The sequence below is a fragment of the Kosakonia sp. MH5 genome (assembly GCF_009935945.1).
In the GTDB taxonomy this organism is placed as follows: Bacteria; Pseudomonadota; Gammaproteobacteria; order Enterobacterales; family Enterobacteriaceae; genus Kosakonia; species Kosakonia radicincitans.
Map to the genome: position 1 here is coordinate 1 of NZ_QODH01000010.1, position 21,329 is coordinate 21,329.

General features: G+C 48.5%; 15 protein-coding genes and 2 pseudogenes. 2 read left to right on the plus strand and 15 right to left on the minus strand.

Going from position 1 to position 21,329, the window contains the following annotated elements:
• The 4 genes from DK872_RS21935 to DK872_RS21950 form a co-directional block, all read right to left on the minus strand.
• Window positions 1-330 (minus strand): transposase (locus tag DK872_RS21935; RefSeq protein ID WP_237656243.1); only part of this gene is annotated, 330 nt, incomplete at its 3' end.
• Window positions 331-514: 184 nt separating this feature from the next.
• Window positions 515-4,366, minus strand: coding sequence for a hypothetical protein (locus DK872_RS21940; protein ID WP_161518846.1), 3,852 nt, complete (start codon window positions 4,364-4,366; stop codon window positions 515-517).
• A 244-nt stretch (window positions 4,367-4,610) separates the two neighbouring features.
• Window positions 4,611-6,407 carry a UvrD-helicase domain-containing protein gene (locus DK872_RS21945; protein ID WP_161518847.1) on the minus strand — a complete coding sequence of 599 codons (1,797 nt, stop codon included), beginning with the start codon at window positions 6,405-6,407 and terminating at the stop codon, window positions 4,611-4,613.
• A 2-nt stretch (window positions 6,408-6,409) separates the two neighbouring features.
• Window positions 6,410-8,548, minus strand: a complete 2,139-nt coding sequence (locus DK872_RS21950) for an ATP-dependent endonuclease (protein ID WP_161518848.1) — start codon at window positions 8,546-8,548, stop codon at window positions 6,410-6,412.
• Window positions 8,549-8,716: 168 nt separating this feature from the next.
• On the opposite strand from DK872_RS21950, the pseudogene DK872_RS21955 reads away from it, so the two are divergent.
• A pseudogene (locus DK872_RS21955) lies at window positions 8,717-8,881 on the plus strand (DUF4942 domain-containing protein); the annotation flags it as partial.
• 246 nt (window positions 8,882-9,127) lie between these two features.
• On the opposite strand, the gene DK872_RS21960 reads toward DK872_RS21955, so the two are convergent.
• The 9 genes and pseudogenes from DK872_RS21960 to speB (DK872_RS22000) all read right to left on the minus strand — a co-directional run bounded on the left by DK872_RS21960 (window position 9,128) and on the right by speB (DK872_RS22000) (window position 18,643).
• The gene (locus tag DK872_RS21960) at window positions 9,128-9,439 is read right to left on the minus strand and encodes a hypothetical protein (protein ID WP_161518849.1); all 312 of its coding nucleotides are present in this window, start codon (window positions 9,437-9,439) and stop codon (window positions 9,128-9,130) included.
• 640 nt (window positions 9,440-10,079) lie between these two features.
• Complete coding sequence (locus DK872_RS21965) at window positions 10,080-10,748, minus strand: hypothetical protein (RefSeq protein ID WP_161518850.1); 669 nt, start codon at window positions 10,746-10,748, stop codon at window positions 10,080-10,082.
• Between the two features lie 4 nt (window positions 10,749-10,752).
• Entirely contained in the window at window positions 10,753-11,865 is a 1,113-nt protein-coding gene (locus DK872_RS21970) for a hypothetical protein (RefSeq protein ID WP_161518851.1), read from the minus strand.
• Complete coding sequence (locus tag DK872_RS21975; protein WP_161518852.1) at window positions 11,862-12,842, minus strand: hypothetical protein; 981 nt, start codon at window positions 12,840-12,842, stop codon at window positions 11,862-11,864. The genes DK872_RS21970 and DK872_RS21975 overlap by 4 nt, the downstream gene beginning before the upstream one ends.
• Window positions 12,843-13,822: 980 nt before the next feature.
• Window positions 13,823-13,957, minus strand: a pseudogene (locus DK872_RS27650) (phage tail sheath family protein); the annotation flags it as partial.
• A gap of 356 nt (window positions 13,958-14,313) precedes the next feature.
• A complete protein-coding gene (locus DK872_RS21985) occupies window positions 14,314-15,849 on the minus strand; it encodes an amino acid ABC transporter permease/ATP-binding protein (RefSeq protein WP_161518854.1) in 1,536 nt (511 codons plus the stop codon).
• Window positions 15,850-15,885: 36 nt separating this feature from the next.
• Window positions 15,886-16,698 (minus strand): ABC transporter substrate-binding protein, encoded by an 813-nt coding sequence (locus DK872_RS21990; RefSeq protein ID WP_007370689.1) that lies wholly within the window; start codon window positions 16,696-16,698, stop codon window positions 15,886-15,888.
• Window positions 16,695-17,681: an agmatinase gene (speB, locus tag DK872_RS21995; RefSeq protein WP_090398473.1), complete on the minus strand. Its 987-nt coding sequence runs from the start codon at window positions 17,679-17,681 to the stop codon at window positions 16,695-16,697. The genes DK872_RS21990 and speB (DK872_RS21995) overlap by 4 nt, the downstream gene beginning before the upstream one ends.
• A complete protein-coding gene (gene speB / locus DK872_RS22000) occupies window positions 17,678-18,643 on the minus strand; it encodes an agmatinase (protein ID WP_090398475.1) in 966 nt (321 codons plus the stop codon). Before speB (DK872_RS22000) ends, speB (DK872_RS21995) begins: the two co-directional genes overlap by 4 nt.
• 139 nt (window positions 18,644-18,782) lie before the next feature.
• Between speB (DK872_RS22000) and DK872_RS22005 the strand changes: the two genes are divergently transcribed.
• Window positions 18,783-19,688 (plus strand): LysR family transcriptional regulator, encoded by a 906-nt coding sequence (locus DK872_RS22005; RefSeq protein ID WP_007370686.1) that lies wholly within the window; start codon window positions 18,783-18,785, stop codon window positions 19,686-19,688.
• A gap of 44 nt (window positions 19,689-19,732) precedes the next feature.
• Here the strand turns inward: DK872_RS22005 and DK872_RS27380 are convergent, their stop codons facing one another.
• Both DK872_RS27380 and DK872_RS22010 read right to left on the minus strand, forming a co-directional pair.
• The gene (locus tag DK872_RS27380; protein ID WP_007370685.1) at window positions 19,733-19,891 is read right to left on the minus strand and encodes a hypothetical protein; all 159 of its coding nucleotides are present in this window, start codon (window positions 19,889-19,891) and stop codon (window positions 19,733-19,735) included.
• Window positions 19,892-19,928: 37 nt separating this feature from the next.
• Window positions 19,929-21,320, minus strand: coding sequence for an efflux transporter outer membrane subunit (locus tag DK872_RS22010; protein WP_079518373.1), 1,392 nt, complete (start codon window positions 21,318-21,320; stop codon window positions 19,929-19,931).
• Window positions 21,321-21,329 lie beyond the last annotated feature (9 nt).

Sequence of the window (21,329 nt, forward strand, 5' to 3'; positions counted from 1 at the left end):
CAAGAGGCCGGATACATTAACGCAAACAGCTTTAATCATCGTGTGCTTGCAAAACGGGGGCGAACCATACATTTTTTCGATGACGTCTTTAAGTGCCCGGCATTCAAGGCTGAGATCAGCAAACATCTGTTTGAGGCGACGGTTTTCATCCTCCAGGTCTTTCATCTTTTTGATATCAGAGGATTCCATCCCGCCAAACTTCGCTTTCCAGTTGTAATAGCTGGCTTCAGAAATACCGGCTTCACGGCAGACATCCTTCACGGTACGTCCGGCTTCGACGGACTTCAGAACGGCAATGATCTGGTGTTCGGTGAATCGGGCTTTACGCATGGCGATCTCCTCAGGGGACATAATCAGTATGTCGGAAGATCTCTAAAAGTGAATGGTCCGTTTCGCAGGGATACTTACAACCAGAGTTCTTCAGCATCCACCTTTTCTCCGGTGCGTTTGTCACGAGCAGATTCCATTACTTTCTCCTTAACGCAGAACGTTTGTATGGGCTATTGCTAAGCCTTTATTCAAATCGCTGTTCCCTTTCACTATCTTCCCTTAATTCGCGTTCTTTTTCGTTTTCAACCCATTGAGTTAGTTTTTCATATACAGCTCTAGCTGACTTAGATATGTCTGCACTCTTGTGGGTAACCAACTGGCCTATGGCTTCAACCCTAGGTTGCATCTCGTTCGCTCGACTACCGGACCATGATGAAGGAGCTACGTGTTCGGCAAAAATCTCAAGGATGGCTCCTGGATCTGGAGAGGCTTCTAGAAATCTCACTGCATCATCTTGCAATGAAATACGGCCTTGCTCGTCGCCCTTCGACCATAGGTTAATTCCTGAAGCGACTGAAGCCCATATGTGATGATCATTATTGGTATCGCACCATTCAATCAAAATGCCTACATCGATTTTCGCAAGAGGAGACGGATATGAATCATCATTTTTGATGAAATGCAGTCGCCTTTGTTGTTGTTCCTCCGTACCATCAAAAACGCGACTGAGAAACTCTTTTGGCATCAGTGCAGCGGTAATACCGATAGCGTTTTCGAACGAATAAATGTTGCCAAAATACTCATCAACGACAGCGAAGATTTTATTCAACCATTCTAGCTTTTCAGCTTCGTTGCCATCGAAGCGCAATGCGGCATTGATAACACGTTCCATAGCATAATCTAGCCCCCCGCCTAAATCATTGTGATCTCTTCTGAATCTCTGGATTGCAGCAGAAAGGCCGACCTTTCGTAGTGCAGGACCTAGTGTGTCTGCAATATCTCCTTCATAAGCTACTTTCATATTCAGCGCTTCCAAAACTACTTCATCACCACCCGGTTTACTCAGAAGTTTCTGTGCAAGCTCGAGAACACGACTTTCTGGCAAATTAGAGAACTGCCCCCCCCACAGAATTGCTCCGTACATGTGTGGCTGTATGTCAGGGTCATCCAGAAGCGACATGCAGCGATCCAAGTCGATTTCAGTAAACTCCCGCCAAGGATGCAGGTTGACTAACTCGGATCGAAGCTCAGAATGCTGTGCACACTGGTCAAGCAATTCCTGTACCAGTGCTGAATCGATAGAGTTAGTTTCTTCAATAAAACCTCTAATGACCGAAAAATCACTTTGAGATTGATGTTGTAGATCCAACTGAATAACTAATTGCTGCCAATAGACTCGCAGGTCAGGAGCCCCTCTGGCTAATCCTTTACCAAATTCGATGCGATAGGGCATCCCACCTCGTGAAAATAAATCAGGGCCCAACTCATCAAGTTCATGGGAAGATACTGCAAATTCTTGCCCCAATTCGAAAGCTTTAGCATCTAGTATTTCCTTATTTTTTTTAAATTTATTCGGTCCCTCATACTCAAAATCGGCATCTGGCATCAAAAAGTCGCGCCCTTTACTGAGTACATAAGCCATGACTGCCGGAACCAGGTCTTTAGGCTCCAATTCTCGTTCCAATGTCACAAGGATTTCCGGCAAAGGTTCTATATCTTCTTTTTCTTTTCGTTTTGTATGGGAAAAGTAAATTGTTGAGCGGACAGCTTTCCAACCTTCACCCCAAGGACGGTAGGCATGGAACATGCGAGCTGCATCAATTAATTTTGTTCTTATTCCTTCATGACGCCAGATCCAGCGAAACTTATCAGCCAAGATCCGCCGAGCATCGTTTTCAAGTTCGAGAACTCCCGAAGTTCCTATTTTCACCGCAGTGTCTATGAAGGCGATCAGCCACTCAACAAGTTCATCGTAGCTAGGCCGAAATCCATAATCTCTTGGCCGAGCCCCAAACTCATTAATCCCGAATCCTGTCCACGGTGGTCCGCCGAGAGCCGTTTCAAGCATTTTAATGCCCAGCCCTCTACGCCCGGCTATACCTGATGTAATGCATTCATTCATCCTCGCAATACGTTGAGCCAAGGAAGCATGGGTGCCGGACAGGTGAGGTTGGAAAAACCGCGTTATCTTATTTCGAGTCGAATCGTAATTATTGCTCGCGCTTTCCTGGTCTGCGATGCAGATTAAGAGCTTAATGCATCGCTCAAAGTATCTCGATTCATACGCAAGTAACTGCAACAAATTGATAATTGCTGTTCGTTGTGGGTTGTAGCGTGATTTAATATTCTCAAAATTAGACGTAACAAGCGTTTCTTCAATCCGCTCAAGCAAAGCTCCAGGGGCAACTGGGGCGACATAATTAAGTATTCGTGTCGATACATCATCCAAGTTTACTATCTGCCCAAGCAGCCCTTCAGGGTGCAACCAAGCTTTAACGATCTCTTTAGCCACAGCATGGTCGTGTAGCAGTCCCAACCTGTGTGCGAACGACATCAATAAACGTTGCCGCCCGGGGTTTTCAAAGGTCGCCCTAAGCTGATCAACCGGGATACTATCAAGTGCAGATGCTGCCAACTTGTTAGCAATTGCTTGGGGAAGAATCGCTCTCCAGTGAGATCTTTTCTGAACAAGATGACGTTCCATCAACTGCTTAACAGCTTTGTATAACTGGATTCTGGGATACCCAAAGAGCGCCCCCAATATTTCCAATTCATCGGTAGCAGCATCTGTACTCGATACCGAGAAAGAATACACCAGTGACAATATTTCAGCTTGCTCCCGTAAATTGCCGTCGGGATGATTACGCTGTTCAAACAAGCGATTAAACAACTGCGCATCAGAAAGCAAAGCCAAACTCTCACCTTCTTTCACTCTTTCCGCTATAGCCAATGCAACTCTTGCATTCCCATCTGCGAACTCAGCAATACGTCGGGCATTATTCTGACCAATAGCCGAGAAGCGACGGATAAGAAGTTGCTCTGCCACCTCTGGACCATCTGTCTCAATATGGATGACCTCAGTTGTCTGTGGTTTGTCATCCCTAATGTCGTACTCGATCGTGATGAGGCTTACTTCTTTTCCTGCGGCTGATACTTTGCTGGCAAGCGAAGCATGGAGTTCTGATGGGCAATTATCAAGGATCATAATTGCTCTTCGGCCTTCAGCGAGTAGCTTATCAAGCATTGCTGTAGCCGATGGTACTGGCTCAGAGCCAGTGTCAACATAAATAGCTACTGTCCGATCAAGCGCATCTGTTCCAACTGTTTCATCAAAGAGCGCCTGAACGATTCGAGTCTTCCCAACTCCAGACAATCCTGTAATACGAATCGCCTTATTCGTCGAACGAATAAGTGCTCGCATTGGGTTAATTGCTTCAGCAATTCTGAGTTTTTGCCCCTTTCCCGACGGTAGGGAAATGGTTACACCTGGGGCTGAGATTAAAGTGTCTGAAACACCTTGTGGTGGGTTGCTCCACGCACCGTATGGTTGCCAACCAGAATACCCTTGTCCAAGCTTTCCTTTTACCCACAGCATGACTGATGGGTGTTGGCGCAGCCATTGAATGAGTTTGGAACGGTCGTAGAAATTAAGATGAAGATTGCTTTTGTTAGGATCATCTTTTACTGCATCCCTCATCGCTTTAAGACGATCTGTCTTTCCAGACGGCGAGCAATCATCACTTAGGCTGACAATGATGTAGCTGCCCTGTTTTCTGGCTTGTTCAGATATGATGGGTGAAAGCGCTTTACCGGTGCCCATTTCCTTCTCAATTGCAGCCTTTGGCATCTTATGTTTCTTTACCTGGAAGACCGTATCAGGCCTTATAAGAAAGCCAGGTTTCAGTTGTTCAACTGGAACCTGAACATGGATATCAATTCCTCCGTCAGGGGCCGTAATTGAACCAGACCAATTTACACATGCTGGGCTATAGCCAAGCATTGCCACTTCAGCTTCTGCTAGCCGAGCTATCAACTCTTCTAGCTGGGTATCGGAGAGCCGAAGTAATTCGTCCTTTTCAATGTCAAAGATTGCCACGCCTTCACCTTAGTAAAAAATTTATGTCCTAGCTCTTACATTATGGACACTTACTCATCCGTTCCTCTCACATAAGAGCGGGTAAGCGCTGTTTGAGTTTTTCGCTTTGCCTAGATGAAACCTGGCGAATAAATGAACCAAGCCCAGCGTTTGCGCATAACAATCGTCGCACCAGCGTGCAAAGACGCGTTGACTTTATAATCTCGCCCGGTCAGATAAGCATGGGAGCGTCAGTTATTATTAATTATGGTATTTGGTCGTACTCAAAGCGGCATGCATAAAGCTTTTTAGTCGCTTGGTATTCCGTACGAGTGAATTTGTCGATGCGCCCACACTCAGAGATAAGATGCAGGTTTTTCCGTGCACGAGAACCGATGACATACAGCAGTTTCATCGCGCTATCTTGCCCGTTGCGGTCATTTCTGTTTGGCAGCATGTTCTCCAGCAGTGCATAGGCAATGACGGCATCGAACTCCGCCCCTTTGATACCGTGGATTGTTGATATCGTGATGCCGGTTCGACTCTGGAAAACCTTCCTGAAAGTGGCAATGTCTCCGATCATTTCTGTGCCTTCCTTCTTCAGTCTGTCGATCCTTGCCTGTGAACTTTCGAAGAATGCCTCGTAATGCTCGTGAAGCTGCGTGAATTCCTGAATGTCGAAAGCTAGATTCGAAAACAGCTTATCGAAGAAGAACCTGAGATAAACCAGCCCATCTGTAGCATCAATGGTGATGGTATTACACTCCCTCAACAAGCTCTGCCGCGTGAGCATGGATACATTTGCGCCTACTCCCTCAAGATCATTGAGAACCTCTCCAGCCCAACGCAGTCTGCGCACGTACATGCCAGGAGACGCCTGTGTAAGAGCGATCCTTGATAACTTGTACCAAAAATTATCCAGATCCCGCGCGAACGGCACCATGCCGGGGCCGTCAAACGCATACTCGGGCATGCTAGCGACCAAACGACGCGTCATGCTCGCCAAGTGCATCCACTGAGGCGCGAGGATGCAAACCTCATGAGGCGGAATGCCAATGGTCTCGATATTGAAGCGGATGAGCCGGATCAACTCATCTTCCAGTCCGTCTTTGCTCACCGAATCATTGAACGAAATCAGGCTGGGGTATGCCTTGTCGTTGGATGCGGCCTCAATACGCGTGTCGTATACGTTGTAGTTTCCGAAGTACTTGATGATGCGTTCGGAAGAACGATAGTTCTGGGAAAGTTCAAGCTCCTTTAGCTTGATGCCAGCCATTGACTGGAACTCCTCGAAGGAGATTGGGTACCCACCTAGTGATTCATAGATGGCTTGATTTGGGTCGCCGACAATGAAAGCTTTCGTTCCCTGACCCGCTTTCAGAATGGACGCAATGATGGAGTACTGAATGCGCTTCGTATCCTGATACTCATCGACCAGTATGAAGGAAAATAGCTGCCCGAGAATGGCGCTGATCTGAGGCTGCGCAGCGATCAACTGATAGGCGTAGTAGAGAATCAATTCAAAGTCGATCTGTCGGGTTTCCCGGAGATAGTCGAAGTATTGCTCCAGGATTTCAGCGAGACCTGTGTATTTCCAGTCTTGCGGGCACGAAATTACATAGCCCTTATCGGTAAAGAAATACTCGCAGTCCCAGAAGGTGATTTTTGGCTTCTGATAGGGTTGGCACAGGTTCTCCAGCACCTTTTCGCGCTCATGCAGGTCAATGACTCGAAAACCGCGATCCAGCGCTTCGTGGTAGATGCCATAAGGCTTCAGTATCCATTCGAGACAAAATGAATGGATCGTGCCTATCCAGAGCCTGGATGTATCAACCCCGAGGTTTTCAATACGCTCATGGATCTCGTCTGCAGCGCGATGAGTATAGGTGATCGCGACGATGAACTGCTTGTTCGACCCCAACTGCGACAATTCATAGGCAATTTTGTAGGTGAGAGTGCGTGTTTTTCCGCTGCCAGGACATGCAATGAGAAATACGCTGCCAGGCTCGCGGATGGCGGCATCTTGCTCAGAATTCAGATCCCCATCATCCCATGTGAACATAGCTAGAAGACCTCAAGTACATCGTTAATACGATCATCAGGAAAATCAGCGAACATCTCATTTTTAATGCCGACGAAGTCGATGTCGCCATTTTTAAACAGCTGTAACTTGGTTCTAAATTCAGCCAGGGTCTTAGGGTTTACAAATGGATCGTCCTCTTCTATGAAGTTCATTCGATAGCTAAGGATGTTGAACCAGACTTCTTTTTTTACTACCGGATGGGCAAAAGCAATAGCGTCGAGTATGTATCGAGGAATAGCAGTATATGGATCAACTTTTTTTCCGAGTAAAATGGCAAACCAGCCTTTACCCTGATTTTCCGCCATAGTCAGAACACGTTGACCGTATCGGGTGATATCCCCGGAATTAAGACTTGCCTTAGCCTTTGAGATAGTTGACTCGTCGCTGTAAACGCTGGGAAGTACCGCTATGACTTTACGAGCGTTCCCAGCTGTTACGAAATCAACTTCAAATGTGTGAGGAGCGAAGAACGGCGCTATCCAGTCATTATCCTTGCAAAAAGCTTCCAGTTGCACTTTTCGCGCCAGGCCTTTTTTCTCGGATGCCTGATACTTTGCCTTGCGCTTCGCTATCGCCACGCTCTCACCGTCCACCGCTTCAGTGTCAATAATAGATTTATCAAGATCGGTGACAATGCTGCACCGCTTGCGAATACGGTCATCATGAAACAGGACAGCCACATTCTGAAAACCGGTGCTGCGGATGTTAATGAGACTAATGCCAAGTTCATCCAAGCTGATACCTAACACTTTCTTGACCAAAATTGGGATCAGAATTTCTTCTGCATCGCCTTCCACCAAGATGACACTCTTGGCAAACAGCAGGTTGCTGCGCACGGCATCAAGGTAGCGCTGAATATTACCAATCTCCTCAGGCTGCAGCCCAGAGGCGGGTTGATAAGCTTCGCACCGCCCTCCGTCCCTTCCGAGAATGTTTACATTCTGAACATTGCTGATTTCAGAGATGTGGGTCGAATGCGTCGAAAAGATGATCTGTGTGTCGTCGTAATTGAGCCTGTCGAATAGCGTTTTCTGGATATGTGTGTGGATGTGAGCTTCTGGTTCCTCGATCAACAGAAAGTTGGCGATTGACTGTCTAGCTTTCCGATACTTGAACTCCAGCAACTTGAGAGTAAGGAAGATAAGATTAGCGCCACCCAAGCTTAAATCCTGAATGGGACCCTCATGATCTTCGCCGGACTCGCCGACGAACAGCTTGAGAGACTGAAATAACTTATCGGCCTCTTCAGGAAGATCAGATTTAATCGACAGAGAGGAGGGAGAGTACGCCTCACCCGCAGCATCCTTGATGGTGCCGCTGATGTCGGTGCGCACATTCTGCACATCAGGAAGTGCCTCTATTGAATCGTTGAGCTCTTTTACCTTATCGGTGATAGCGTTAAACCACACGGGGTCAATATCACCACTCTTGCTCTTCAGCAAGGTCAGTAGAGGGTTGGTTCTGTTGTTGTGAAACTCCGCTACAACGTCCCGTAATGCCTGGACAAAGGTAAACGAGATTTCTTTGGAAACAGAAAGCACACTTGGGATTTTGGCACCAATGCACCGAAACTCCGTTTCCTCGTTAAATCTCACGTTCTGGAAGTCACCGACAACCTGCCTGTAGAAGGTTTCATCATTGAAGTCCGCTTCGCTGCGCCCCGTGAAAATTGTCTCGTAGTCGTCAATAGTTATCGGGCCGAGAATAGATTCCAGACCAGCATGATCACCTTCATCCAGTTGGGAAAGGCGCAACCTGATTTCCTTCTTCGGGCGAAAAATAAGGTTATAGGTGGCCTTGCCAACATTTTCTTTTTCAGCAAGCCCCGTACCGTGTAAAAATAAAGCCTGGACTGCTTCATCTGCAGAAATCTCTTCGAACTCCAGACTGATGATGATCCAGTGTCCCTGCCATCGCCCCAAACCGCGATGGAAGTCACTTTTATCCAATCGATAAGCCGAACGAATCATATTGTCATCAAGCAAGAGTCTAATGGCTCTGAAGAGATTTGTTTTTCCTGCGCCGTTTTCACCAATAATCGTGTTGGTACCTTTATTGAACAACAGCTTTGTATTGGCGAAGTTTCTATAGTTGAGCAGGCTGAGCTTGGATATATGCATGGAAGTCTCATTATTTTGAGGCCTGCCCAACTTGTCAGTTGGCTTTCCTCATGGAATGTAGAGATTCAAGATACTACTGAAGATGCATTGACCAAAGCTGATATTATCAACAGCTTGAGTGGAATCAATATCTCGGCAGGTAGCTGCTTCTTAGCGATCTAGGTAACCCCAGGTAAGGACGTTTATGAAGACGTGTACTTCACCATACGCAACTTTCAGAAGGGAACTACCTACCTCACCTTCAAGCGCCCTGAATTAGTAGAGAAGATGAACAACATCATTGCTAAGTATTATCCGAACCAGCTCCCACCTGCGACTAACCAGCGTTGTTAGATGCTCAAAAATGAGCCAAAAAAAATAAAAAAAATGTTTTAGGCACCCTCTTAGGCACCAGTGAAAAGTTGAATTGATAAATTAATATTTTAATTCAGTATGTTAGAAAACCGGTTCAGACTCCGCCAGCACCAAATAAAACAAGGGGTTACGTGAAAACGTAGCCCCTTTTCTTTGTCCATGTCCATTTTGCGTCCACTCAGGTTAAAGATACGCTGCAGATGGTCACACAACTCCAGTCTGTTTTTACAATCCTTTCGTTAGCCGCTTACTGATGGCTTTGGTTACTGCATCGGTTTGCATATCTAACCAGCTATTATATGTAGTGTTCTGAATGATGAAGTTTTCCCATTCGTCATCAGGAATGGCTTTAAAATCTTCGACTGAATTAACTTGAAAGCCTGATTTTTCGAATAACTCTTCAAGTGACCTGAATGATGAACATTCACTCAGAAATTCATTGGTGAATATCTCATCAAAACGCAATTCAGTAGTGCTGGCCACCTCATGCATGTTTTGTTTTAACCTATTAATTTTACTAGAAAAACCATTAGACATATGAACTATCCTCTGTGCGTAGGATTTGATGGCGAGCTAAGGCAAAATTATTATATTTACTATATGATGAATGTGATCACCTTACAATTATGGTTTTTTTTGTTGTCTGCAAAAAAATCATTTTTTTTATGAGTTATAAAACATCTGTGAGCCTCACGGCGATAAAATGGCGATAGGTATTGACGCAACCAACAGAAAAATTGTGATTAGTGCCGCATGTCTAACACAGAATGTAGCCCTTCCGTTTTCTATACCCGCATTATGTGCATGCACAAATTCATAGTATTTAATTCATTTATATCTTTACGGTTCCAGCTGCACATGTTGCATTAGAGGAGTTCTTTTTTATACATACCCATACCTTTCCATAACATAAAAAAGCACGGAGTTCTTTATGTATGTCCGCGCCGCGAAGTAATGATGAATAGCAAGGTTTTTACACGGCGTGTGCATACACCGCAAAGCTGTTAAATATTCGAGATCTATTTAACTTCTTGTGATGGATAACATCTCACCACATAAGCGAAATGCATCTAAATAAATCACTTGCGCCCATAAACTCACAAGAATAAAAGCTATATTTCTTTTACTGCAATAGATATGAACAAGTATAACTGTCTATTATTGCAAACGATTATGCTTACAGTAATATGCCATTAACTATATAATCTTCAACTTTATCATCAATGAGATCACCTGTTATTTTTAGCGCTCCTTTACAACCTATTTCAACATGATAATTTTCCCCATCCAAGATTATGTTGAACCCAATCTTCATCAATTCAGACTTAATGTCACGCAAAAAAGATTCAGTCTTTTCGATTAAATCAAGGTTAGAAGATATAACCATCTTCACACGAGATTCTTTGAAAAACTCATGAGATTTAAGCTCGATATCAGTTAAATTAACATCGAATTCCCTATTTCGCAGCAACGACAGGATATCATTTAACCTTATGATTTTGTTGGATATAGTGCATTGAAAACCTAATGATTTTAACAAGTCAGTTCTGAACGGCGTAAGAGATCTTGTCGGATTTATTATCTGAAGCATGTTGTCTTTAATTTTCACTTCATTAATAGCATAGTCTACCGTGGTATTTTCATACTCATCTCCGAAAGGCGTCACAACCTTGTCAATATTAATAATTTTTTTAATATGCCGAAAGTAGACTCCACTGTTATTGCTTTTATGCACACTAAACCCTGAATTTGCATCTTTTGTAAAACGATGCTCAATAAAACGATTAACGATTTGCTCGTTGTTTAAAGGCGATTCGAAATCATAAAATACAATTCTTTTTTCCATATTACTAATCCTTTGATTGCAATGAAGAATAGACTTTAAGTGCAGTTTGATAGATTAGTTTACCTATGTTTTCTTGCTCGCTCTTCAAAGGATTTTCTGTTGTAACATTAAGCTTATCTCTATTAGAAAATCGCTGAACGGCTTTAACACAATACTTCAAGCCTTTAGCTTTATCCTTGTCACTAAATTCAATCTCAACAGTATAACAATCAGACTTATCAGAGCCCGTTGCAGGATTAATTTTACGAATTTTCCAAGTTATTTTATAGATATAGTAATTTTCAACGTTCAAACCATTATATATTTTTGATGTTAAAATTTGTCTTCCACGTAAAATAGCATTTCTCACTTCACCAGTGAAGGCTTCATCTATTGAATCAGAATCATTTACAGAGGAATTGTCCTGTTTTTCCTTATCTTCAATTTTTTTAACGGCTACAGTTACAACATCGTAAACATCATAGTTGTCAATCTCATTAATAATTCTAAGAAAAAAGTCATTTCTTAACGGTATGGCTGAGTATTCGAAATCAAACTCTATAGGCTTTAACTCTGTGCTTAGCTTTTCTGAAAGTTGTTTAATTAATTGCTCTTTGATAATTGCTCCAACTTTATTCGCTGGATAATGCAGCATGGCACCTGTTTCAGTTATATCACATTCAACAATTCCTTTCCGGAAGGACTTTTGCCGCATAGGTGGTTTTGAGTGATCAATTTCAACATATTCGAAATCAATTTTTACTTTTTTACTATTGAGTCTCGTAACATCCGCTGTTATCTGTCTTTCCTCTAAAACCCCTTTTATTGACTCAAAAGTATTTAAAATTTTATCCGCAGAGACTTTTTTATCAATATCAATACTTGACTTACTTTCTTTTTTATCTTGATTGGCAAGTATAGATGACAAATATACATACTCAAAATAATCGAACCTTATAAATTTTAGTATATCTATAAGTTCCTCCTTTGAAGAAAGAGGAGAGACTATTATATTTCGTTCTTTTAGCATATTTATTAAATGAGAAGGTTTTACTTTCTGCGCTAATAAACCATCTCTAATGTTTTGATCATTCATATAATAGATACTATACCCAAATTTTTTCTCTGTGCTACTCATGGTAATACTCCAATCTCAATTGCCGAAAATTGCGGGGTCACCTGATCAATAGTGCCTTTCACCATAGCGTTAGCTAGAGCTATAGAATCCTCCTCACTACGGCCTAGAGAATAATAATACTTGCGTATAGAGTTCAATAAATTATGTGCTGCGTGCTCATTTTTTTTTGTTAGTTTAATTCTCACATTACTCGTATTGTTTATGATTTGATAATAACTCAAGGCATCAATAAAATAATCAAACTCATCATCCTCTGCACCGTCCTTAGTGTAGTAGATTAGATATCCAGCTTTTTCATTTTCGCAATCCGCATGCTTAATAATAATCCACGGGGAAGAAAGAACGTTAATTGTTGCTGGTTCTGAATAATCATGATCGAAATGATTTTTTATTAAAATCTCATTTGGATGAAAGAAGCTAAATTTATTTTTACTAGGCAACTCACCATTTCCGATCATCACACGAATATCATTAGCAATACTATTTAAAACATTTATCTTAGATGGGGAAAAAATATAAATCAACTTTTCACTAGCCAAATGATTATGTTCAATCCCAATTTCTTTTATTATTTCAGAAAAATTTCCGTTATATCCCCCGCAATGATTATAAACAAAAAGCATTCCAATCACAGACCAATTCCCTTCTGGCTTAAACAATTTCTTCCAATTCTTATTGGAAGATGCACAATTAGTAGCATAAGAAAGAGAATCGACGGCTTTATTAACCTGCTCTTTTGTTATAGAACCTTTTGCATAACTTTTAAGGTCCGTATTAATATATTTAATCTCATTATCATAGGGATCTCTATAATAAAAAACGCAATCAGAAGGATGATCTTTTTTCCCCCCATGCTCCTCAGGACTATCGCAGCCCCAACTATGATCAGAAACAATTTTCCTGTTCCATTTAAAAATGGAGAACAAATTATTTGCCACTTTTTCTGCCATTTCAGAAATATGCTTTGTTTCACTCATTAGATTATCCATATAAAATTGAGAGCATGTCAGATATGCTACCGCCCTCAGCGAGGAAAACTGATAGTAACGGGCGTTTGATTGCCTAAGCATTAAGAACGACTTTGATTTTAAAACATAATATTCTCTCCGAAGCAACTGTCAATTTGAATCGATACGACTTTAAGCCCCCGTCTGATAATTTTATATATATTATATCGAAAGGAGCCACAAAGTACCCATGCATGACCGAATCAGTGCTGATTAATCGTTCATTTTAGCCATCCAAGCAGTCATAACATATTCAGCGATGAAAAAAACCAACCAGTTTTGCAAATTTCACCTGGCCATAATCAAACCCGTAAATACAGGCTTTTTGAGTAACAACCTTGCGGATAGTAGCTACCGCCATAGATCACTGATTTTTTTATAGCTTCTTTTTAGGTGATGTTTGAAAAAACATTGATTGTTATCGTAAGCATTCTTCTTCCTTGCAGGATTTCCAGTGTCACCAACTCGCCCATAAGCCCTGCCACATCTGGGCATTAGCTCTCATACCGCATCGTCATTACTCACGACCACCGATCCATTTCTGTGACGTAAAATCACAAAAAATCTTTTAAAACATACAGATGAATTTTCTGCAAGATCCTTTTCGGATCCTGAAAACTGAAAAATGCTGAAATCCTTTTCAATCTTTTCAGTCTGGCTTTTCCCGTAAGCCGCCAGCCGTGGCGCGGTCTGGCCGTCTGGTTTGAAGAAAAATAAAACTGAAAAATTTCCCCGATCCAAAACCCGCAGGCGGGTGCGGTGTAGTGCCGTTTTTGTCTGTGACGACTTTATTTTGTCGGCGCGTGGCTGCGCCAGCGAAGCGGGACGAGTGCGATCGTGTTGATGGGGTGCGAGGCGATGATGCGGGGCGTAACGCGCTCAGAACGCGCCGTAGCGCGTCTGGTGAGGGGTACAAAAAAGCCCGCAGGGCGCGGGCTGTCGGGAGGGGATCAGGCGATGATGCCCTGGTACTTGCTGCGGGTCTGTCCTGCCCTGCCAGCCGTCTGCGTAAAGGCGCTGGCGTTGGTCGGCGTGTCGGTGTCGGGGTGGGTGTGGCTCGCGCACTGCTGCGCCAGCTCTGCCAGCTGTTCTTCCCTGGCGGCACGTCTGCCGGTTGCGGAGGCGCGTGTATGAAACAGACCACCATCCCCATCGATGCTCTCAAATATCTGGAGCACCTGCGCACAACACAGCTGCAAGTCACCACCGCCCTGCCCTGTTCAGGCCTCTGGCTTATCTACCAGCGCAGTGTGATGACGGATCGGCTTGACGCAGCCCGAACGCTGAAACTTGCGCGGTCAAATCGGGGGGAGCAGTCATAAATCAGCGAGAGGCCAGCGCAGGAGGAGTCGTATTAGATTCAGATTTCACTAACAATCACGCCAAACAAAACCCCGCAAGACCTTCGCCCGACGGGGTTTTTATTCTAAAGCAACGAACCTCACGCCACTTCCGCGCCATTCACCCCCATAAACTGGCGGATGCGTTGCAGCGCTGGTGTCGCTTCGCCGTGGCGAATATTTTCCGGCGTGGTATCGGCCTGAATAGTGCCTTTATCCATCAGCACCACGCGGTCAGAAATCGCCAGCGCAAAATCCATTTCGTGGGTCACAATCACCATGGTCATCCCTTCCCGCGCGAGATCGCTTATCACTTTCAGCACTTCGCCGACGCGTTCCGGATCCAGTGCCGAGGTCGGTTCGTCGAACAGCATAATATCGGGCGATAGCGCCAGCGCGCGGGCAATCGCCACCCGCTGCTGCTGCCCGCCGGAAAGTTGGTGCGGATATTTGTTCATATGGGCCAGCAGGCCGACTTTATCCAGCAGCCACAGCGCCTGCGCACGCCGTGCGGACTCCTGCTCCGGCTGCTGGTGATAACGCTGCGCCAGCATCACGTTCTGCAAAATGGTGTAATGCGGGAACAGATTAAAACCCTGAAAAACCATGCCGATGCGGCGAATACCCTGCTTGCGTAAACGGGAGTGGCGGTTGTCGCCGGCCTGAATAAAACTTTCGCCAAATAGCACAATCTCACCGCTATCCAGCGTCTCCAGACCATTAATACTGCGGATAAGCGTGGTTTTCCCGGAACCGGAAGGCCCGATCACGCTGACCACTTCGCCAAGCGCGACCCGTAAATCAATATCCTTAAACACCGGGTTTTGCCCCCAGGTTTTCTGGATCTGTTTCATCAATAACGCGTCGGGCGTACCGTGCTGTTCGACAGCCTGACGTTTAGCCAACGGCACGGCCTGCTGGCGCAGCGCGTCAAGCTGGTTATCATGCAAGGTTTGCGGGGTTTTCACCTGCACGTTCGCCCAGCGCTCCAGCGCCTGGAACAGCAAACTGAAGACGGAAACGATCAGCACGTAATAGACCGCCACCGCCGCTAGCGTCTCCATCACCAGAAAGTTTTCCGCGTAGAGTCGCTGCCCGGTCATCAGCAACTCCGGCAGAGAAATCACCGACACCAGCGAAGTCTGTTTAACAATAGTAATAAACTCATTCACCAGCGCCGGTAACGCAATGCGCAGCGCCTGCGGGATCACCACCTTCCGCTGAATGCCGAGGTAGCTGAAACCCAGCGCATAGCCGGCCTCATGCTGGCCCTTCGCCACCGAGATCAGGCCGCCGCGGTGGATCTCCGCCATATAAGCCACTTCAACCAGAATGGTGGCAAGAAGCCCGGCAAAAAAAGCATTGCCGAGCACCGCGCCGCTGGCCGGGAACATCTGCGGCAGGTTATAAACAAACACCACCAGCACCAGCAACGGCACGCTGCGAAACAACCAGATGTAGACCTGGCAAACGCTTTTCAGCCAGAGAGGGCCGGATAACCTGGCGCTGGCGACCACAAACCCCAGCACCAGTCCCGCGCACCAGGCAAGCACGCTGAGTTCCACCACGGTGACGCTGGCTTGCCAGAATGTCGCCATCGAAAACAGTGAAAAGAAATAGTCCCAGTTAAATGTCATGCGTGCCGCTCCCTTATCTGGTGAGGCCAGGCGCTATCAGCGCGCCTGGGTCTCGGTGATGCCATAACGGGCGTATTTTTGCAGCAGCGCGGCGTATTTACCGTTTTCACGCAGGGCGTTCAGCGCGGCGGTAATTTCGGTTTTCAGCGCGGTGTTGCCTTTCTTCACATAAATCCCCAGCGTCTGCGGATAAATGGTCTGCGGCGAGGTGATTTTGACGCGGCCATTGCTGCGCTCAGCGAACATACTCACCGCGCCAGCAATATCCACCTGCGCCTGCACATTGCCGGAAAGCAGAGCCTGCAACGTCTCCGGCGCAGTGGGGAACTCTTTCACGGTGATGCGTTCTTTACCGTTTGCTTTACAGTAGTTTTCCGACAGATCACGCAGTTTGGTCACCCATGAAGTGCCCTGCTGCAAACCGACGGTTAAGCCGCACAGATCCTGTTCGGTTTTTGGTGCGACCTTGCTGTCGCTGCGCACCATAATGTAGGCCCCGGTATCGGCATAAGGAATGGCGTCGGCCTGCGCGATGCGCCCTTCGGTGATGTACAGCGCGGAAATCACCGTGTCGTGACGATTGGCGTTCAGCCCGAGGATCAACCCGGCGAATTTGGTGTCGGCCAGTTGCAGTTTCAGGCCCATTTGATCGCTAAGGAGCTGTGCCAGCTCAGCATCAAAACCAACAATTTTATTATCCTGCCAGGATTCAAACGGCGGATAGGCCACTTCCAGCCCGACTTTCAGTTCTCCGGGCGTCAGAATGCCGTCTGCGGCGCTGGCCGCCGACATGCCCGCCATCAGCGCCGCTGCGGCGCAAAGCCCACGTAACATTTTCATTTTTTTCATTCCCCTGCTCCTGTAGAAAGCCGCCGCCGATGATGCGCATCAGCAAGCTGGCAAAGTAGTTCAAACATCATGGTGGCACCGGTCAGGCTGGTCAGATTGCCCTGATCAAACGGTGGCGAGACTTCCACCACGTCGGCTCCCACCAGATTTAACCCCTGTAATAAACGGATCCCTTGCTGCCCCTGTAGCGAGGTCAGCCCGCCGATTTCCGGCGTTCCGGTTCCCGGCGCGTACACCGGATCCAGCACATCAATATCAAAACTCACATAGGTCGGCTGCTGACCCACAATGGCTCTGGCCCGCGCCATGACTGCTGCCATGCCCTCTTCGACTACCTGCTCCATGCGAATCACCGTGATGCCGTTGTCTTCGGCCCAGCGATGATCTTTTTCGCTGAACAACGCGCCGCGAATGCCAATCTGCACGGTGCGTTTCGGATCCAGCACGCCCTCTTCCACCGCGCGGCGAAACGGTGTGCCGTGGGTAAAGCGCTCGCCGCCGAAATAGGTGTCGTTAGTATCGGAATGTGCATCAAAATGGATCATTCCCAGCGGCTGCTCACGCCCTAACGCCCGTAAAATGGGTAGCGTCGTCAGGTGATCGCCACCGGCGGTCAACGGCATCACCTTTTGCTCATGCAGCGCGCGGTACCAGGCCTCGATCAGCACCAGCGTGTCCTGCACATCTACCGGGTTGACCGGCACATCCCCCAAATCACCGACGCGGGCCTGGTCATACGGCGACTGAAAAGTCACCGGATGCACCCGCCGTACCAGGCTGGAGGCATTGCGTAATTCACGCGGGCCGTGCCGGGTTCCCGCCCGGTTGGTGGTGCCACCATCCCACGGCACGCCAACCACGCCGATATCGAGCGATGCAATTTGCGCGCCAAACGGCAGGCGAAAAAAGGTCGGCAGCCCGCTGTAGCGCGGAATTTCGCCGCTTTGCGGCTGCGGGTAATCCACTGGCGTTGAATGATTCACAGACGTTTTTCCCCCTGATAATGAACACCGGGCAACACACACAACATTTCGTACAGCAGGTTGGCGCCAAGCTGCGCCGTGATCCCGCTGATATCGTAAGGCGGAGAGACCTCCACCAAATCGCCGCCAATCAGGTTCAAGCCGCGGCAGCCACGTACAATCTCCAGCGCCTGAATCGCGCTCAGCCCGCCGACTTCCGGCGTGCCGGTGCCTGGCGCCCAGGCGGGATCGATGCTGTCAATGTCATAGGAAAGGTAGACCGGCCCGTCGCCGAGCATTTCGCGGATCTCTGCCATCAGCGGCGTCAGGCTTTTATGCCAGCACGCTTCTACCGGGATCAGTCGAAATCCCTGCTCCACGCCCCACTGGAAATCGCCGCTGGCATAGCCCTGCGCACGCTGGCCAATCTGCACCACGCGTTTGCAGTCCAGCAGCCCCTCTTCCACCGCCCGGCGGAAGGTGGTGCCGTGGGCAATCTTCTCGCCAAACATCTCGTCGTTGGTGTCGGTGTGGGCATCCACATGAATCAGCCCGACCGGGCCATGTTTTTTGGCGAGCGCGCGCAGGATCGGCAACGTCAGGGTGTGATCGCCACCGAGCGTCAGCGGGATCACCGGCCACGCATTGAGTTCGCTATAAAACGCTTCGATAAGATCGACAGACTTCAGCAGGCTGTAGGTATTGATCGGCACATCGCCAATGTCCCCCACCTGCAATGACTCAAACGGCGCAGCGCCGGTCGCCATGTTGTACGGGCGAATCATCACCGATTCGCTGCGGATATGGCGCGGGCCATAGCGGGTACCGGCCCGCTGCGACGTACCGACATCCAGTGGAATGCCGACAAACGCCACATCCAGCCCGGCCGGGCTATCGCAATACGGCAGACGCATCATGGTGCTGCGTCCGGCGAAACGGGGCATGTCGTTACCGCTCTGCGGCTGGTGAAAAAGAGTTTCCATGCTGACTCGCTCCTCGCAATACAGGGTGTGTTGCGAAGATAGTGCCCGGGGGGAAACGGCGGAAAAATAGCAAAATACAAAAAATTAGTTTAGAAAAGTGAAAACTAATTACGCGCGAAAAAGAGGGCAATCGACTGTCATGGCTGCAAAATTTCCCAATCTGCGGTTAATGCATATTTTCGTCACCGTGGCGAAACATCAGGGCTTTGCCAGCGCGCAACAGGATCTCAACCTGACGGTATCGGCCATCAGTAATTACATGAGCGAACTGGAAGAGAAGCTGGGTTTTGTGCTGTGCCGCCGGGGGCGGGGAGGTTTTGCACTCACGCCGAAAGGCGAAGCGTATTTGCAGCAAAGCATGACGCTACTGAATACGCTGGAAAACTTTGAGCGCTACACCGCCTCGCTGCGCGGCGAACAGGGCGGGACGCTCAACCTTGGCGTCATTGACTCGACCATTACCGACCCGATGTTGCCGATCACCGATGCAATTGGGCAGTTCAGCGATCTCTTTCCGCTTGTGCATCTGAATCTGCAAATCAAAAACCCGAACGCCCTGCTACACGGCATTTTAAATAATGAACTGGATATCGCCGTCGGCACCTTTTCATTACAGGGAAACAGTGTGGTTTCGCATCCGCTGTACCGCGAGCAGCACTGGTTATATTGCAGCGATCAGCACGAATTATTCGGCGTGCGCCATCCGACCGTCGCGCATATTTCGCAGATGCGCATGGTGACCCGCAGCTACTGGAGCGCGGCGGATCTGGGTAAAAAAGGCTTTAAGCAGAGCGTGGCCAGCGTGGAGAGTATGGAAGCGCAGTTGATGCTGATCCTGTCCGGAAAATACATCGGTTATTTACCAGAACACTATGCGCTGCCGTGGGTGCAGCAGCAACGCCTGCGCGCCCTGCTGCCGACCGATTACGGCTACCAGGCGCCGTTTTCCCTGATCTTCCGCCGCGGGCGCAGCAAAGAGATCCTGATCCGCACGCTGCGCGATTTACTGCGCAGCGCGTCGAAATCGTGGAAAACGCGGCGTTAGCAATGCCAAAACAAAAGGCGCGTCCTGCGCCTTTTGTTCGTTTATTACCGCATTCCCGGCCCCTGATACATACCACCACCGCCGCCGTGACCACCACCGCCAGGGCCACCACCGCCGGGTCCCCACGGTCCCCAGGGGCCAATACAACCGGTCAGCGCGCAGGCGCTGGCTAACATCAGCACGGCAAAAACTACTTTTTTCATATCCACTCCTCAGGGACATCACAGGTAAAACAAAACATTACTCGGACTGGCTGGCATGCCAGCCGCCGCCAAGCGCGGCAATCAATTCGACGCTCGCCACCCACTGCGTGCTCTGTAGCGACAGCAGGCTCTGCTGCTCGCTCAGGCTGCTGTTTTCGGTAGTAGCCACGTCGAGGTAATCAATCATCCCGGCTTCATACTGGTTGCGGGTTACGCGCGCGGATTCCTGCGCGGCATCGGAAGCGCGCTGCTGCGCGGCAATTTCCCCTTGCAGGGTATTCAGCTCCACCAGCCCGTCTTCCACTTCCTGCAACGCCGACAGCACCGTTTGCCGGTAGGTCGCGACTTTGCTGTCATACGCCGCGCGCGCCTGATCGACTTCGGCAGACGTCGCGCCGAAATCAAGCAGCGTCCCGCTCAGCGATGGCCCCAACGACCAGACGCGGTTCGGCAGCGAGAACAGGCTCTGAATGGCAGAGGCGCTGACGCCGCCGCTGGCGCTTAAACTCAGATCCGGATAGTAACCGGCCACCGCCACGCCAATCGCCGCATTGGCCGCAGCGACATTACGTTCTGCTTCGGCAATGTCCGGCCGGCGCTGCAACAGCCCGGCGGGCAAGGTTTGCGGAATGGCGGGCATCGTGGCGCTGAGTTTTGCCACCGGCAGGCTGAAATCGGCAGGTGCTTTACCCAGCAGAATGGCGATGGCGTGCTCCAGTTGTGCGCGTTGCCACTGGTAGTCCTGCGCAGTCGAGCGGGCGCTTTCCAGTTGCATTTGCGCCTGCGCCAGCGTGCCGCGCGATTCGCTTCCAGCCTGATATTTATTGTTGATGACCGTCAGATAGCGCTCATAAGCGGCAACGCTGCGCTGGTAGAGGGCGATTTTTTCGTCCATCACCCGCAGTTCGAAATAGTCCTGCGCCAGTTCGGATTGCGCGCTCAGCGTCATGTTTGCCAGCTCAGCCGCGCTGGCTTCGGCGCTGGCGCGGTTCTCTTCCAGCGTGCGCCGCTGTTTTCCCCACAGATCCAGTTCCCAGCTGGCGCTGAGTTCCGCCTGGTGCGCATTGCCGGTGCTGCGCTGCCCGTCGCTATGGCTGCTGCTGCGGGTGGTACTGGCGTCATAACTGACGGAAGGAAATAGCCCGGCGCGCGACTGCGCCGCCAGCGCCAGCGCCTGGCGATACAGCGCGGCGTAACTGGCGACATTCTGGTTGGAGAGGCTCACCTGGCGCAGCAGCGCATCGAGTTGCGGATCGCGGTAAACCGCCCACCACTCGCCTTTGCTTGCGCTATCCTGCGGCGTTGCCTGCTGCCAGCCGCGCGCCTCTTTGTAGTGAACCGGCAGCGCCATCGACGGGCGCTGATAGTCCGGGCCGACGGTACAGCCGCCAAGCAGCAATAAGATGACCGGAGTCAGACGTAACGACATTTTCATCAA